A 15,260-nucleotide genomic window follows, 5' to 3' on the forward strand; every position below is an offset into this window, starting at 1 on the left:
CCGCTGCCAGGATGTGTCGCGGTGTGGATTAACGTTCTTTCTGAATATTTCGGACGGCTTCGTGGGTAATTTCTTCCCGCTCCGGCTCCCGGCCCCGACTTTCGGGCGGCAGCGTCAGTTGCCCCTGCTTTTCCAGTTCACGCGCCGCGCTGGCCAGCGCCCGCTCTGACAGGTCATTTTGCGGGTTTTTAGCGGAGCCGTGCGCTTTATCCTGCTCGGCCTGCACGTAGCGGAGTGCTTCTGCAGACACCAGGCTTGCCTGCGCGTTTTCAGCCGGCAATGCTGCACTGTCAAACTGACCCGCCCCGGCAAGGGTGGCCAGCACAGCCCGAATGGCGCCGTTGTTGTCCTGCAGGGCTTCGTTTTGGGCAAGCAGGCCAGAAGCCTGACGGATAAGCGCGGCGTAGTCCGGCAGCTTCTCACCCGGTAGCACCGGTATTTCCTGCCGCATGTTCTGAACTACACGCTCTACCAATTGTGCTGACAACGCTGGCACATCCTGCCCTTTAGTCTCTGGAAGCTGAATTTCAGACAGGGGATGCCGCGTCTCTTCAATAGCCCGGAGTGCCTGGCGAAGCAGGGCAGACTCATCCGCCGGCCTTTCTTCTGCCGGCAGATACCGCAGGATCTCCTGCAGCTCAGACTGGACCAGCCTGAGCAACGTGGCATCCGGCCTGACAGTCCGGTCAGTCACCCCGCCCGCCACTTTCAGCAGCTGCGCGGACGGCATCTGCCGGCCGGTGAGCAGCAATACGCCTGCCGCCGGGTTGCCTCGCGCCGCCGCCAGCGCCTGCGTCATATCGCTGACCACAATCGTGTCACCGTTACGGCTTTTTTGCACCACCGCCGCCTGGGCGCCCTCGGTCGTCAGCTGGCGTACCGGCCCGGTCTGTATCTGGCCGGTGTCTGACTGAAGGGGAAACATCGTCAGACCCGCCGTTTTGCCGTTGCTGTCATAAACCGGTAACGCCAGATGCGGCATCGGATATTTCCTGGTCGGCGGAATAATCCGCGCCGTCACGGGGTTATCTTTTAAGCCCTGTTCCCGCAGGTAGGTTCGCCCGATGGCCGTTTTGCCCACCGGCTGCCCCATCGCCCAGATGCTCCGGGCCTGCGCCCGCTCTGATTCCGGCTTCAGGGCATCATGCGCAGTCGTCGGGCCGTTATCTTTTTGCCGCAGCGTATCCATCCAGTCACGAAGGCCATCGGTATAAATCTGCACATGATCGCGCGCACGGGAGGCGTTAATGTAAAAGGCCCGCATGCCGCTCATTCGCTTACGCGCACCCTCCGTCCCCTCCAGCGCAATCACATAGTCCGTACTGGCCCCCTGTGCGCCGTAGCCGGTCACCGCCCAGGCATAATCGATGTGCTGGTCTGCCAGCGTCATGCCCGGCGTAATGACCTTTTCGCCGCCGGCGTTTTTAAGCACCACCTCGCCGTTGTCACGCAGCGTTTCTACCCGGTACTGTTCATGGGCATCATGGCCTGCCTGCTTCTGCGTTTTGCTCATGCGCACGCTGTCACCTTCCCGCAGCTCAATCTCACGCCGTTCAAACACCTCAATTTCGGTGGCGTTTAGCTCTTTCGGGGAGTAATAGTGCATGCGGTCATTTTCATCGCGCAAAAAGACGCGCTCCGTTCCCAAATCGATGCCGGTCACGCTCAGATATCGCTCGTTGGCCAGCACCACCTGCCCCGCCTTCCAGTCATTAATGCGGTTGAAATCGTGACGACCGCCGGTAATGCGATCCAGTATCGGGACGGTCACCGCCTTCTCCCCCAACGCCCCTTCTTTTAACATGGCCTGATGAATGTATTTATTGATCATCTGCCGGTCCTCATGCAGCTGCACCACAATCATGGTGCGCTCACGGGCATCCGGTGTACGGCTCATGTAGTCCACGGTAATACGTGTCCACGGTGATTCGGTTTCGACCACCGAGTAGCCAGGGGCCTCCCAGGATCTCAGCCGGGGCACCGTCTTCGGTGACACTCTCTCCATTTTCTCGAGGGCAGCACCGGCTTTGTTCTCAATGACGCTGTAAACGGCAGACTTCAGGTCATGATTACGCTGGCGAACGATTTCGTTCATCACGGCCACGTCGAGGGTACTGCGCTCCTGCATCAGCGTGAACGGTGCCCCGCTTTCCGGTGACTGCAGCTGACCGGTATCGCCCACCGCAACGGCCCGGCCCTCTCCGCGTGATATCGCCTGATAGGCGGCAGCGGTGTCCTGATTCCCCAACATCGAGGACTCATCAATCAGAAAAAGTGTCCTGGCATAACGCACGTCTTCGCCCGCCGCCGTGCGCTGTTGCCAGTCCACCACGAAGGATTTAAGGGTCTGCGCCTCGATGCCAACGTCACGCATTTCCTTCACCGCGCGGTGCGTCGGGGCAAGCCCAATCACGAGCGGCCGTTCACTTTCCGGCAGGGTGTCAATCGCGGCTTTCACCGCCCGGAACTGGGTGGTTTTCCCCACGCCGGCATAGCCCTGTACGGCAGTAAAGCGATCGGGACTTTGCAGGATAAGCGTCGTGGCGGCCTTCTGCCCGGCGGTCAGCCCATTAAGCAAGACCGGGTCCATCGTGGCCATCAGCGGCGTCTGGGTGTTTTTACCCGTATCAATTTCCCGGATGATGGCCTTTTCCATCTCCCAGGTCGCCCGCCCCACAAATCCCCCACCGCCGGCGACTTTCACCGGGATGAGGTCTCCCTCTTTAACCTGCCGGGCCACTTCACCCCGTAACGCCCCCAGATTATTGAAGAACGTGCCCGCCTGCTCCAGCAGTTTCACCTCTGAGAAGGCGACGTCCTTCATCTGGGAAACCGCCCGCGACACGGCCTTTTGCGCATCCGTGAGTAATCCCGCGTTTAACGCGGCCAGCGCTTCCCCGGCGTCTTCCTTGCCACTGGCCTGGCGGACTAACGCCAGCGGTGAACGGGTGGTGCGCATCCGGCCGAGTTTCTCTTCCGCCTTGTTTTGTGCTTCACCGGTAAAGATTTCCGCCTCATGGCCCGACTGGGCCAGGGCGTTCATGATGTTGCCGGACAGGTCACGAGCATTGAGGCTGGCCAGCACGATACCGTGCTCATTGTCCCGGCTCCCCGGTGCGCTGATGTAGCCGTGCGTCAGATACAGCGGCCGGTCGGTCGCGACCTGCAGCGGTTTTTTCTGGCCATCGCGCTGCACCGTTAATTTTCCCTCACTGACGGCAGTGACCGTCAGCCGGTCGCGGGCTTTCAGCCCATTGGCTTTGTCTGCGGCCAGGGCAAACAGCTGCTCCCCCTGAGCAACGTGCAGCTGTTCACGGGTAAACAGCCGCCAGTCGCCGGTCAGGTCGCTCAGTTTTACGCGGCTCAGAACGCCGTCGCTGTCGATAAGTGACAACATGCGCGTCTCCTCATGCACCCGGTCAAGGGTGTAGTGGCGGGTCTCATTTTTGTCTGACCGGTCTTCCAGCACCATCCCCGCCCGGTACGTGGCCGGGAGCAGGCGTTCTTTCACGCTGGCATAGACCGGCGTGCGGGCTTCGACGGTCACGCCGTCCCGTTCAAGCTTGCCGGCGTTTTGCAGGGCGTCACGGATAATGCTGGTCAGGTGCTGCTGCTCGCGGGCGCCGGTGACCACGGCGGTGACGGGGGTGTCCGGTGAACTCAGGTCAGCATAGCGTTCAGCCAGTGCCCGGTAACGGTCACGCTTATCGCCGATACTGATCACCCGTGCTTCCAGCCCCGCCACCGGTTCGGTCAGACCGTGACGGGGCACGCCGGCGGATGACAGCACCGACAGGGCGTTGGCGTTGGACTGCCGCCCGGCGCTGTCCAGGAAAATAAGCTGGGCGTCTTTCTCCTTCGCTTCGCCGCTCAGGACCAGCATCTCCTTGAGTCCGAGGCGCTCCGCACTTTCCACGATGAGTGTGCTGTGCGGTGAGAGACTGAACCCCTTATCCAAAATGCGACTGCGATAAAGGATGTCGTCTTTGAGCAGCGGAGATTTGCCAAAGCTCAGGCCCCGTTCGGCAGAACTGGCCAGTATTTTCACCTCGCGGCCATGCTCACGTGACATTGTCACCAGTTCTTCCGTCACCTCGCGCAGACGGCCGATTGACGCCGGTGCGTTCAGGATGGCCACCGGCGCAAATTCCACCGCTTTGAGCCGCTCAGGCGTATCGATGTCGGTCTGCCGGAAGCTGACCACTTTCCCTTCCTTCACGATATCGGCCGCCAGGGCCTGCACAGACAGTTCATCCAGCAGATGAATATGCGAGGTAAATACCCCTTTGTCCCCGTCCAGCGGGGCCAGCAGGTTTTCACTGATGGCCCGGTCGATCGCCTTGCGCAGATTAGGGATCGACTGTTGCCCTTCCCCCGCCTCATGCGCTGTCATCAGCAGGTCACCGTAGGTAAAGCGGGTGCGGGTGTCACTGAGCACCGAAATCGCAGTACGCACCGCCTGCATGACGCTCGGCGGCATCGGACGTTCTTCCGCCTGTTCAGGCTCCACGGCGCGAACCTGTGCCGCGTCTATCACCTCACGGATATCAAAATTCAGGTCTGCCATCTGCTGATCCCACCGGGCCTGCAGCCGGTTGCGCCCGGCCTGCGTCTCTGGTTTGACGATGGGTGGTTCCGCCGGTGCGTCCTTTGCCCCCGTACTTTTTTCCGGCGTTACCTGTCCGGGTTCGGGCAGTCTGACCGCCTCAGCGGTCGTGCGGACAGGGGCGTTCCCCTCTCCGCCCACCTCAATTGCAGGTTCTGACGGGAAATCCACGCGTTCACGGGACAGTGATGGCTCGGTGACGGCTTCAGCCGGACTGGCCATCTCATCAGGCGTGCGGGCAGAGGCTATACCCGATTTCCCCACCTCGTGTGACGGTTCTGACGGTAAATCCACGCGCGCAGGGGACGATGATGGCACGCTGGCAGTGTCAGCCGGCGTCAGTGACGGAGCAGCGGGCGGGCGTGTGCCCTGCGCATCGACTTCATCGAGTCCGTAACGGCTGATATCGACCTTTTTCTGCCGGGTGTCTAACGCCGCGACATCGCGGCTTTTCAGCGACGCTTCATCCCCGACCTGGGCGGCGATTTCACGGTGGCGGGACGAAAACTCCTCCAGCACCGCCTCCGGAAACCCTTTGATTTCCCAAAGTTCATGCTTGCCGCCGGTGAGTTCTGTCTCATACCCCATCGCCTCGGTTTTCGCCTTCAGGCTGTTGCGGTAGATTTTGCCGAAGCTGACCTGATGGCGGTACATTGTCTCAATAAACCCGGCACCGTAAATGGCATCGGTGGCCAGCGCCTTCCACTTCCCGTCCAGCTCGGTCACGTTGGCAACTACCGCATGGGTATGAATGGCCGGATCGAGATTGCGTGACGTATCGTGGGTAAAGAGCGCCGCCACCATCTTGCCGGTGGGGACGATCGAGGTGATGCCCTCCTTCGTGTCACGGGCGGAAATCGTCTGCTCCATGATGGCCAGTGTTTCTTTGACCGACTCAATATGGGCCTGCAGCAGGCGCTTATCGCCGCCGGCCAGGATAAGCATTGAGACACTTTTCGGCGCAGAAAAGGTGAAGTCGTGTCCGGGCCGGTGCACATGATTACCTGACACCTCCTTTCCCAGCTCCACGCCATTCGGTAACCGCCCGTGCAGGATATTGGTGAACGCCTCAAGATCAACGTTCCCTTCCAGACCCAGCTCACGGGCGCCTTCCCCCAGCCACTGGCTTTGCAGATCATCGAGAAAATAGTAGTTATCTTTGCTGCTGTAATAGCCCGCCGCGTCTGCAGCAGACGCAACGGAGGCAACGGTCATCATCGTTCAAAACCTCCGGGTTCGTGGTGTTCATCCATATGCTGGTACGCGTCATAATCATCGTGGTGTCGCAGAATGTTCTGTTCCTCCTCGGCCATCGCGCGGTTTGCCGCGCCATACTCCGTCGCCTGGGCCTCATCCAGGCTTTCCGGAGACTCCTTCCGGGCGCCCAACGTGCGCAAAACAAGCTCGCCTTTTTCATCCACTTCCACGTCCATCTGCAGATCCGGTGCTTCACCCTGTGCCTCTGCCGCGGCCTGACTGTCCGGGCCTTCTGAAGACGAAACGGGCTTACGGCGTTTAAGCGCGAGCAACTCAAGCGCGCTGAGGCCGGCCAACGGTTTCATGTTGTTGGCAGCAACAGACAACACTGGTGGGTTTTTCAGCGCGGCAGAGGTGTGTGGTTGAGGGGGTATGGTGTGAGTCGTTATGGCGGGTTGCGGTACGACAGGCACAGGTTTAGTCTGTGTGTTGGCCTCTATCTCGGGTGCCACGCCCTTTTTCACCGTTTCCGCCGGCGGAGGATCCTGTCGCATACGCGGGGTGAAAGGGCGAACATTCGCTGGCAGTATCGGCGCATCAGAGGGTTCGGGTGCTTCTGAACCCACACCGTCAGGGGCGGTTTCGGGCTTTTCAGAGTCGTGTTGTTTTGATTTTTCCACGCCCCTGGCAACCGGGGGAGTGCTCTGACTGACGGCGGACACGAGCGGGATATCGGCCTGCTTTCCGCTCTGGACAGGTTTCTGCTGGTCGGCTTGTGGTGTCACCGCCGGGCTGGATGACTGACCGGCATTTTTCGGTTCCGCTGCGGCTTTCTGCCCTTCCAGAATTTCGTCGCCGGTCGGGAAGACAATGCCCGCCCTGCGTGTCGCCTGTTCGTTCTTGCTGATGACCTGTTCCAGCTGGGGACTGAGCACATCCTTGAAATCGCGCTCAATCAGCGCCTTGTGATACTTCTTCTGCGGACGGTACTTCAGATCCAGTTTCACGACCGGGTATTCCCCCGGCAGGCGGGCATAGAAACGCAGGTTTGGCATCGACATGATCTGGTCATAATCGACCACCGGCTCGTTGACCTTGTCACGGCTGATGGAGATACCGTCACGGATTTGGTCAAGACCGTAGCTGTTCTGCTCCCGCGCCTCACGACGGCGCTGATGCCCCAGTTCTTCCTCAACGATTTTCGCCACCTCGGCGCTCGGCGAACGGCCATAAAAACGGGTGTTGAGCAGGTCGAAAATAGACTTGGCTACCTCACGTCCGTACACGTTGATAAGCTGTGGCATGTTCTGGATGCCAATAACAAAACAACCGCCAAATTTGCGCCCTTCAGCCAGCGTCTCGGAAAACTCTGGGATTTTTTGCAGACCGGTTTTTTCATCGATGACAAACCACACGCGGCGGTCGGGATCTTCCCCCATGCTTTGCAGATAAATCGTCGCCATCGACAGCCACATGGACATCAGCGGGCGAACCGACTTGCGATGACGGGCCGTGGTGGAAATAAACAACCAGCTACTGTCGTATTGTGCGTCGGTCATCCACTCCCGGATGCTGAACTCGGGTTTCCCCTCCTGGTCAAGCCCCTGCAGGTAACGCAGGGCTTTGGCATAGTTGGTCACCACCGAGCGGATCGAGATGGCCGTCTTCTCAATTTTTTCCTCTACCAGGTTGGCGGAAGGCGTATTTTTGAGAAATTCGCGCAGGGTTTTCAGGTCAATAGACAACAGGGCTGTCAGGAATTTCTCAATGCTGCGATCGCTATGTGAGGCAAACTGCATCGCCGTATCGCTGAAAATGGTGCGTGAAGAGGACACCCAGAACGGGTCGGACTCCCCCTCCACCGGAATAAGCGAGGCCGTCAGGTTCTCGTAGTCCACGACCTCCCGCGCTTCCCGCCACAGCACCCAGTTCGCACAGCGCTTGTCGTGCGCGTTGAGGATTTTGTCGATACGTTCGTCATAGTGCGTTTCAATAAAGGTGCCGCCGGAGTCGTAGACAATCGCCCGGTCCCCCCGTTTACGTATAAAGTCGAGCAACCAGCGGATAAGGGTGGATTTACCGACGCCGATGGTGCCGTGGATCAGATAATTCATCACCTCGGCATGCCTGACCATATGCAGGCCGCCAATCTGCAGGTCGGACTTCTGTCCGGCCTTTTTCAGCTGCCGGTTCACGCTGACCAGGTCATCCGTCAGCGTCATGCCGGATATATAGGTATCTTCACTCTCCTTCTTGCCAATGCGGCCCACATACCAGGCAATCACGCTGAACAACAGCAAACACACCGTGCCGCAGCCGGCGGCGCTCAGCTTTAAGTTATTCACCAGCTGGCCGCCCATCGACTGCATCCAGGGGTCAGCCAGCAGCTGTCCCAGCGTCAGTTTGGTGGTGCACAACTGTATGCCGCTATTGCAGTGCCAGCTGATATCCCAGGTCGCCGGGCTTTTCGGATTCATCAACGGCACAAAGCTGGATAACAGCCTGCCGGTCCAGTACCAGAAACCGTTATTCAGCACATCGGCGGAGGTGACCGCCCAAAATACGCCGCCGGTGGATAACAAAAACAACAGTAACAGCCAGTTCAATATCCACTGGTTGACCTGGGCAAACATGCGCAGGCGGTAGGCCGTCATCTGGCCCCCCTGCGTGAGGTACTTCGGTGTAAAACTCATGGTTCAGCTCCGGCAAACGCGCAGGCTTAAGCCGCCCGGACGGGCAGTTCAGGTTGGTCAGTAAAAGAAGCGGGGAATGAAATTGGGCTAAAAAGTTGTAAAGGACTTAATGAAACGACGACGGATTGTGATGGCTGAACTGCGCCTGGATCAGTGCACCGGCCGTTCTGAACAGGAAAGCCACCGCGTTTATCATGGCAACCGTGACAGACGACAAAAATGCACCCACCGCCAACACCAACATTATCAGCAGTACGACCGGCAAAGCATCAGGTAGCATATCGCTGCGGGTCTGGCGTAAGGCCAGCGAGAAGGCGTACAAATTACTGTCGTGCATGATGAACTGCAGCAGGGCGACGCCGTGATACCAGAGAACAAACGCGCTCCAGATGAAAAACAGGGTAAACCAGGCCATCAGGCCACGGGCACTTTTGTATAGCATGAGCAATTCCTTCAGTTGGGCGTTTAACGGCAACGCTCGCCACAGTCAGGACGCGGGGATTTGCGTCTGGACGAGGAAGCGGAATATCACAGGTGGATAAGCAGGCACGGTCACTGGGGAGTTAACAGGCAGAGCGCTGAATTATGACGTCATGCGAGTGGGTGAACATGGCACACGGGCGTGTGCCATCAGGACAATAAACAACAAAGATAAAACGTTCAGGTCAGTTCATGATCCCGGCGACGGATTTCGCTAGCTGGGCTTCCAGAACCGGTTTTGCCTCTTCGAACTTGAGGTTCACCTTGTTGGCGTTAGAGACAACGCGCGTCTGGTATTTCATGCGGTTGCCTTCTTCACTGCTGGTCTGCACCTTCACACCCGAGTTACCCTGGCGTAATGCGGCGATGTTATCTGTTGTCACGGTCGCTTTGCTGCGTTCGGAGATCTGCAGATCGGTCACCATTGTGTAGTTGGTGTCTTCCACCATCGCGTCTGCCGCCATACCGGCAAGGCCTGCGGCCAATCCTACCCCCAGAATTGCCCCACCGGATGTGCTGTTATATGCGGTGATCCCAGCGCCCAGTGCGGCACCTGCGGCAGCACCTTCATACCCCGTGGAAAGCAGACCCTGCGCCTGACGCAGGTCCATTTTCTCGGCTTTCAGGACGTTGGCCTGGATCCAGTAATATGCAGAGTCCGGTGACGACGTGACGTTATAGCCTTTAGCACGCAAATCCTGTGCTAATAGCGTTTGCAGGTCGCTCATGTCTTTGTCAGAGGTGTTTCGGATCTGGATATAGACTGTTTTTTCGCTGGATGGCTCCAGCCACACGGTCTGACTCATCTGTGTTTTCACATCGAGGTTACGTTTTTTGATGGCGGTGCCCATCGCGCTACAACCGGAAAGTACCAGACATGAGACGACCACAGCCGCCACAAGAGAATTGCGGTTTTTCATTTACTGTTTCCTTGTCAAAAAAGCGGGGCAGGCACGCCCCGAAATATTGGCTATTTGGATATAAATCTGGAGGGTGAAACCCTTCCGTTAGAATTACAGGAGGGTTATCGGCAGTAGGGGATGTAACTTAAATCTTTTTAGCCAGCGTAGTGAGTTTTTTCATCATTCCACCAATGCCATAACGCGTAACTTCAGCACTGATAACAACCTGCATCACAATAAAAGATAAAATAAGTACAAATGGAGCAGCACCTATTAATATTTCATTGTAAGTGCAAGCAGCGACTGCTACGGCCATATTGATAATTAATGATGCAATTGCTAATCGTTTTACCAATCTCTTGAGATTCAAAAGAATTATCGATTGGTTTCGCACAGATGCTGGGATTGACAAATAGACTAAAGATGGAACATATAGCCCAGTACTAATTGCAATGCCAAAGATAAATGAAAATGCAAAAAAACCAAGCTCGGTTCCCATATGGCTAAAAAATGTCAATGGGTTGCCGAAGGCATCTGACTCTGGAACATAATTTAACGCAAGCCATAGTACTGATGCAGAATAGGCAGCTATACACAGCAATGGCCAAGTTATAGAAAGCCTCATTGCAGCCAATGGAGAAACAATGGGCCGATCCTCATCCTGAAGGCTTCCAATAAGCATGTTCATGTCTTGATTAATTTGATTACGCGTAATTGTTTCCACATCATCCCCCATTACTTATCCGAAACGTCTTTTCATTTCGTCTAACTTATTTTTTATAGATTTGTCATCCGCCTTATCAGGTATAAGATTCTGCTTACCCTTCTCGGTTTCAATACCGGCAGCAAACTGACCTTGGGCTTTATTATGCTCTCCTTTTAATATATCACTGGTTGTCTGAACAGGTGTTTTGTTTTGATCTATTTTTTCGCCATTTCCGCTAATGACTTCCGAATTCGCAGATCTTTGTGCTGCAACCTGCCCCGCCACGTTATTAGGGATACCTGCCCCCTCCGCGTGCGCCCTCACTTTCTCCGCAGCCGAGTTATAATTTTCAGTCATTGACGCTGAAGGCGGACCACCTTGCACGTTAAGATTTCTCTCTCGATTATGCAGGTTTACATCATCCGCCTGAACAGATTCGGCACCCGCATTCCGGTTCCGTTGTATGCGGTGAGTTTCATCCTGTGCTGATTGGTGAATATTAGACACCGGTGCTGACTGCTGGCCATTTTGAACATTGCGATCACCGTTGTGCAAATTGACTTCATCAGAACTCACAGACGCCGATCCTGTACCCCGGCCTTGAGAAATACTGTGGCCATCCGGCGCACTCACAAACGGTGCAGTCCTTTGCGGGGACGTTTCAATGACACCTGCAGATGTCGTCCCATTGGCGTTTTCTGGGTTTCCTTCTGCCGCACTGGCTCCATAAGGTATCGGGATTGGGTCGCCGGACGCGGTATGTTGCGCAGTGACCGCGCCGTATTCTAACGAGTTTGATGGTGTCAGGGGTTGCATGTTTGTCTGTTCCGTCCGCTCACCGTAGTTCTGCATGATTTCCGGCTCCAGACGTTCTTTCATAAACTCCGTTGCTGCTTCACGCGCGGAATTAACGTTGGTCAGAACACTCTGTGCATTATTGCCAAACTTGGCCGTCGTCCAGTCCACAAATTCCTGGTTGTAGTTTGCATCCAGGCTGGCACTTTCGTTCTGGGCCAGTGTCGCCATCCGGCTGAATTCCTGGCTTTTGGTACTACTGTCGGTGTACTGATGATACTGACTTTTCGCATCATTCAGCGTCGCGGCATATTGTTCAACCTGAGAGTTAGACTGGTTGTCCGTCTGGTTGCCAGATTCGCTAACGCGAGCTGACGTCACCATATCCATGCCCTGGCGGAAATCCTTAACCGTCTGACTATTTTTCTCATGTCTGAAATCAGTTCCTGCCGAATTACTCTCTTGAGTTCCATGTTGACTGCCTGTTGTACCTTTAACCTCAATGCCTGCATGAGCATCGGCGCTCAGTCCAGTGGCAAGTTTGACCCCTCCTCCCCACACCGATGAACCAGTGTCAAATTTCGCACCTACGCCAGCGTTAGCAGAAGCATCTTGCGATTTTGTCATCAGTTGGTTGTAAGCTTCTTGTTGGCTGATGTTGTTCGCTTTTGCATAGTTCTCTGCTGCCGACATCATCATGCTCGCCCCCCGTGTTGCGTTGGTGGCCTGGGTGTTTTCACTGCCCTGCGTCATCGAGGCGCTGTTACCGCTTTGCCTGGTCAGCTGGTTCAGTTGCTGGAAGCCGCTGGTGACACTGTGGTTATACCCATCGAGCGACGTTTGTGCCTCCTGCTGAGCCTGCCGCGACTGCTCCTGGAAACCGCTGCTCGCCAGTGAACTGAGTCGCATGTTAACCGGCAGGTTAGAGATGGCCTGAGACGTGTCATAGACGTTATGACCGTCAGCCGTCAGGGTGCGCATCCCGCCATTTTCCATCTGGTGGCTTTGCTGACCCATACGTTGCGACAGGTTGGTGTCAAATTTGTTGGCGTTAACGTTATCCATCGACATGTTGTTAAACGACCAGTTGCCGTCAGCGGTCGTGGATGCCTGACCGCCCGCCGAGAACGCCGCTGAACTCATCACGCCGCCCACCACCTGCGACGCCACCGAAGCTGCGCCTTTCGTCAGGAAAAAGGACAGTACCGGTATCGACATACTGAGATAGCCTGCGATATTGGCCACGTCAGAATGTTGCAGGGCAATGCGATCCTGATTCGCCAGCACCAACGCCGTTGAACCGGTTTTTGACTGGAGGTAAAAGTTGGCCAGGGAATTCAAAATCGCAAACATCACCGGCCACATCTGGAAATACAAGAACCCGCCGGCGTACAGCTTGAGGGTATTCAGCCCGAAGATGGTGTGGTTGACCAGGGCCAGCGCAATCACCAGCGGGAAAAGGCCAATCAGAATCAGCATCATCAGGGACTGGAACATCGGTAACGTTTGTGAGGCAATTGCCCCGCCCGCCGCCCAGCTCAGACGCTGTTTGGTCAGGGTCGATTCGGTGGCCAGATTCACCAGGTTTGCCGTATCTGAGGAACGGGCCGCAAACCCTTTCCAGCCGTCGCGGATGGCGGCATTGGTCACGTTGTTACGCATAATCTGTGAGGCACTCAGTCCGCCTGCATAGAAAAATCCGTAGCTGTCGTTCATGGCATTGCTCAGCAACGCATCCGCATTCACTTTACTGCCAAACACGCGGGTCGCCATATCGTGCCAGCTGACGCCGCCCACCGAAATATCACTCCCCATCAGTGTTCTGATGGTTCCGGCGGCCTGCTGGCAGGTCACAAACTGCTTTACCCCGCTCACCGTCTGATAGATCCCCCGTAAAGGACTCGGGTTATTGGTGATCAGCGTCAGCGGGTCGGTGCTGTTGAGCAGCTGGTTGATGGTGTATTTGTTGTTAAGCAAAATGTCACCAATCACGCAGTTTTCGACATAGTCCGTCAGCATCTGTGCCAGCTGCGTGTTTTGCGTCCGAAAATTGGAGGTTTGCGCCACGATTTGAGAACCAAACAGCATCCCGCTCTTGGTATAGGTCAGCGAGTCCGGGCGCGATAAGGTGTAATCGTACAACTGCGCCACCCCAAATCCCGCACCGGTGGTCAGCCCCGCAATCATGGCCAGTCCCAGCGGCACATTGTCCACCTCGTACACAGCTGCCGGGTCGGTGATATCGAGGATTTGAACTGACCGTTTTGGCACCAGTAACACGGCCGTAATAAACATGAATACGGCCAGCCAGTGCATAAACACGCGCGGATCACGGGTTTTAATAAAGGACACCATCACCCCCAGCACGCCAAATGTGCTGACAATGCGAAGCAAGGTATCAAACGTATCGGCCCCCAGAATGGTAACGACGCCGTTTAACACCTGCCGCCACATGTCCCCACCGAATATCGTATAGATTTCAGTCATTGCTGGTCCCCCAACGGTAGTTACCCTGATATGACGTTGAAATAATGGTCGAGACCTGCTGCTGGAGGTACTGCATGTTGCGGTCAATACCGTCCAGCGCGTTCTGATCGGCCGCCGACTGCAGCTTCATGTTGGCCAGCAGCTGCTGTGCCTGGGCCACGTTCTGCCGCAGCTCCCCCGCCGCCTGTTCCGGGAAGTTTTTCCCGGCCAGAGACTGACTGGCCTGCTTCACCAGCTCCTGCAGATACTGGATCATTAAATCCTGCGCGATGTAATCCGCCACCTGAATGAGGTACGTCGGGCTTTGCCCCATGCTTTGCGAGTTGGTCAGGTATTTCAGGACGGGGACAGAGGTGGTGTTGAGAAAACCCTTTTCCTGGTCGGATAAGCCAGTGTCATCCGTCAACTTCTGGTTCATGGACAGCATGATGTTTTGGACCAGCGTGACCAGCGCGTTATTGCTGCTGATGGTGACGCTGGCCACCGTCGGCCCGAGGCAAAGGTCGGGTTCATCACAGCCGTAAATCTTGGCGGTCCCGCCGCGCATCAGTACGGTGATCACATCCCGGTTATCCACCATCGGCGTCAGGATAGTCACCTGCCCGGCGCTGTTGAAAATGATGGATCCGACGATACTCATCACCAGCTCTTTCAGCTGGCGGTTCCCGTCGAAAAGATGATTGCGCCCGAGCGCATCCCAGATGAGATTTTTGTTCTTCAGCACCTGGTCTTTTTCATTGGCGTTGGCCCGACTCGTGACGCTGTCACCCTGCCCGCCTACCGTGCACCCCTGCCGGGATGAGGCCCAGTCGGAGAAAATATTGTCGTCACCGGCAATGTCCTGGCAGATTTTCTGGTTGGAAAGCTGGGACACGGGCCAGAGGCCCCCGATGATCCCCTGCGCCGCCTGACATGAACTCATGTTGGCGGAATTCACGTCGGAGGCGATTTTTTGCAGAAAGTCTTTGGCCTGTTTCAGTTCAGGCACCATCGTCTGCAACGCCAGGTCGAACGCGTAGCCCGCCGCATTACTCATAATTTGCTTGGCAAAGCGCTGAATTTCCTCACCACTGATAAATGAGAAGGCGCCCAGATAGGCATCAATGCCCCCGCAGCCGGAATTCAGGGAAGGCACCTGCATCGAGATAAGTTGTACCTGTTTTACCGGATTTCGCAGATACACCGAACCACCGGTGATGTAGCCTGCGGCCTGCCCCTGCCAGGCCTGTGCTTTGGAGACGTTGCCGTCATAGCCCAGACTGCCGAAAAAACCGTTCAGGTCGCCCTGTACATCGGCCAGCGCCGGCGCACTGAAGCACAGGGCAGCCAGCGTGCACATTACTATTTTCCGTAGCTTCATGAGGAGAGGCTCCCGTCGGTCAACTTACTGAGTG

The 15,260-nt window shown here is 56.4% G+C and carries 7 protein-coding genes; all 7 read right to left on the bottom strand.

The window, feature by feature from the left end; all coding sequences use genetic code 11:
• Nucleotides 1-28: 28 nt before the first annotated feature.
• Nucleotides 29-5,824, bottom strand: coding sequence for a conjugative transfer relaxase/helicase TraI (gene traI / locus AC0Z7K_RS22825; RefSeq protein WP_485616082.1), 5,796 nt, complete (start codon nucleotides 5,822-5,824; stop codon nucleotides 29-31).
• Nucleotides 5,821-8,496, bottom strand: coding sequence for a type IV conjugative transfer system coupling protein TraD (gene traD / locus AC0Z7K_RS22830; protein WP_485616083.1), 2,676 nt, complete (start codon nucleotides 8,494-8,496; stop codon nucleotides 5,821-5,823). Before traD ends, traI begins: the two co-directional genes overlap by 4 nt.
• A gap of 106 nt (nucleotides 8,497-8,602) precedes the next feature.
• Nucleotides 8,603-8,938, bottom strand: coding sequence for a hypothetical protein (locus tag AC0Z7K_RS22835; RefSeq protein ID WP_217147345.1), 336 nt, complete (start codon nucleotides 8,936-8,938; stop codon nucleotides 8,603-8,605).
• 223 nt (nucleotides 8,939-9,161) lie between these two features.
• The gene (gene traT / locus AC0Z7K_RS22840; protein WP_014695898.1) at nucleotides 9,162-9,896 is read right to left on the bottom strand and encodes a complement resistance protein TraT; all 735 of its coding nucleotides are present in this window, start codon (nucleotides 9,894-9,896) and stop codon (nucleotides 9,162-9,164) included.
• Between the two features lie 127 nt (nucleotides 9,897-10,023).
• Nucleotides 10,024-10,602, bottom strand: a complete 579-nt coding sequence (locus AC0Z7K_RS22845; RefSeq protein ID WP_485616085.1) for a hypothetical protein — start codon at nucleotides 10,600-10,602, stop codon at nucleotides 10,024-10,026.
• A 15-nt stretch (nucleotides 10,603-10,617) separates the two neighbouring features.
• Nucleotides 10,618-13,866 (bottom strand): conjugal transfer mating-pair stabilization protein TraG, encoded by a 3,249-nt coding sequence (gene traG / locus AC0Z7K_RS22850; protein ID WP_485616086.1) that lies wholly within the window; start codon nucleotides 13,864-13,866, stop codon nucleotides 10,618-10,620.
• The gene (gene traH / locus AC0Z7K_RS22855) at nucleotides 13,859-15,226 is read right to left on the bottom strand and encodes a conjugal transfer pilus assembly protein TraH (protein WP_485616088.1); all 1,368 of its coding nucleotides are present in this window, start codon (nucleotides 15,224-15,226) and stop codon (nucleotides 13,859-13,861) included. The genes traG and traH overlap by 8 nt, the downstream gene beginning before the upstream one ends.
• Nucleotides 15,227-15,260 lie beyond the last annotated feature (34 nt).

It is taken from the genome of Rahnella sp. 1L-D-7-B-C2 (assembly GCF_057290995.1).

Bases quoted from the DNA above. Each gene is read 5' to 3' on its own strand.
- traD (WP_485616083.1), bottom strand. From the start codon at position 8,496: ATGAGTTTTACACCGAAGTACCTCACGCAGGGGGGCCAGATGACGGCC.
- traH (WP_485616088.1), bottom strand. From the start codon at position 15,226: ATGAAGCTACGGAAAATAGTAATGTGCACGCTGGCTGCCCTGTGCTTC.
- traT (WP_014695898.1), bottom strand. From the start codon at position 9,896: ATGAAAAACCGCAATTCTCTTGTGGCGGCTGTGGTCGTCTCATGTCTG.
- traI (WP_485616082.1), bottom strand. From the start codon at position 5,824: ATGATGACCGTTGCCTCCGTTGCGTCTGCTGCAGACGCGGCGGGCTAT.
- traG (WP_485616086.1), bottom strand. From the start codon at position 13,866: ATGACTGAAATCTATACGATATTCGGTGGGGACATGTGGCGGCAGGTG.
- AC0Z7K_RS22835 (WP_217147345.1), bottom strand. From the start codon at position 8,938: ATGCTATACAAAAGTGCCCGTGGCCTGATGGCCTGGTTTACCCTGTTT.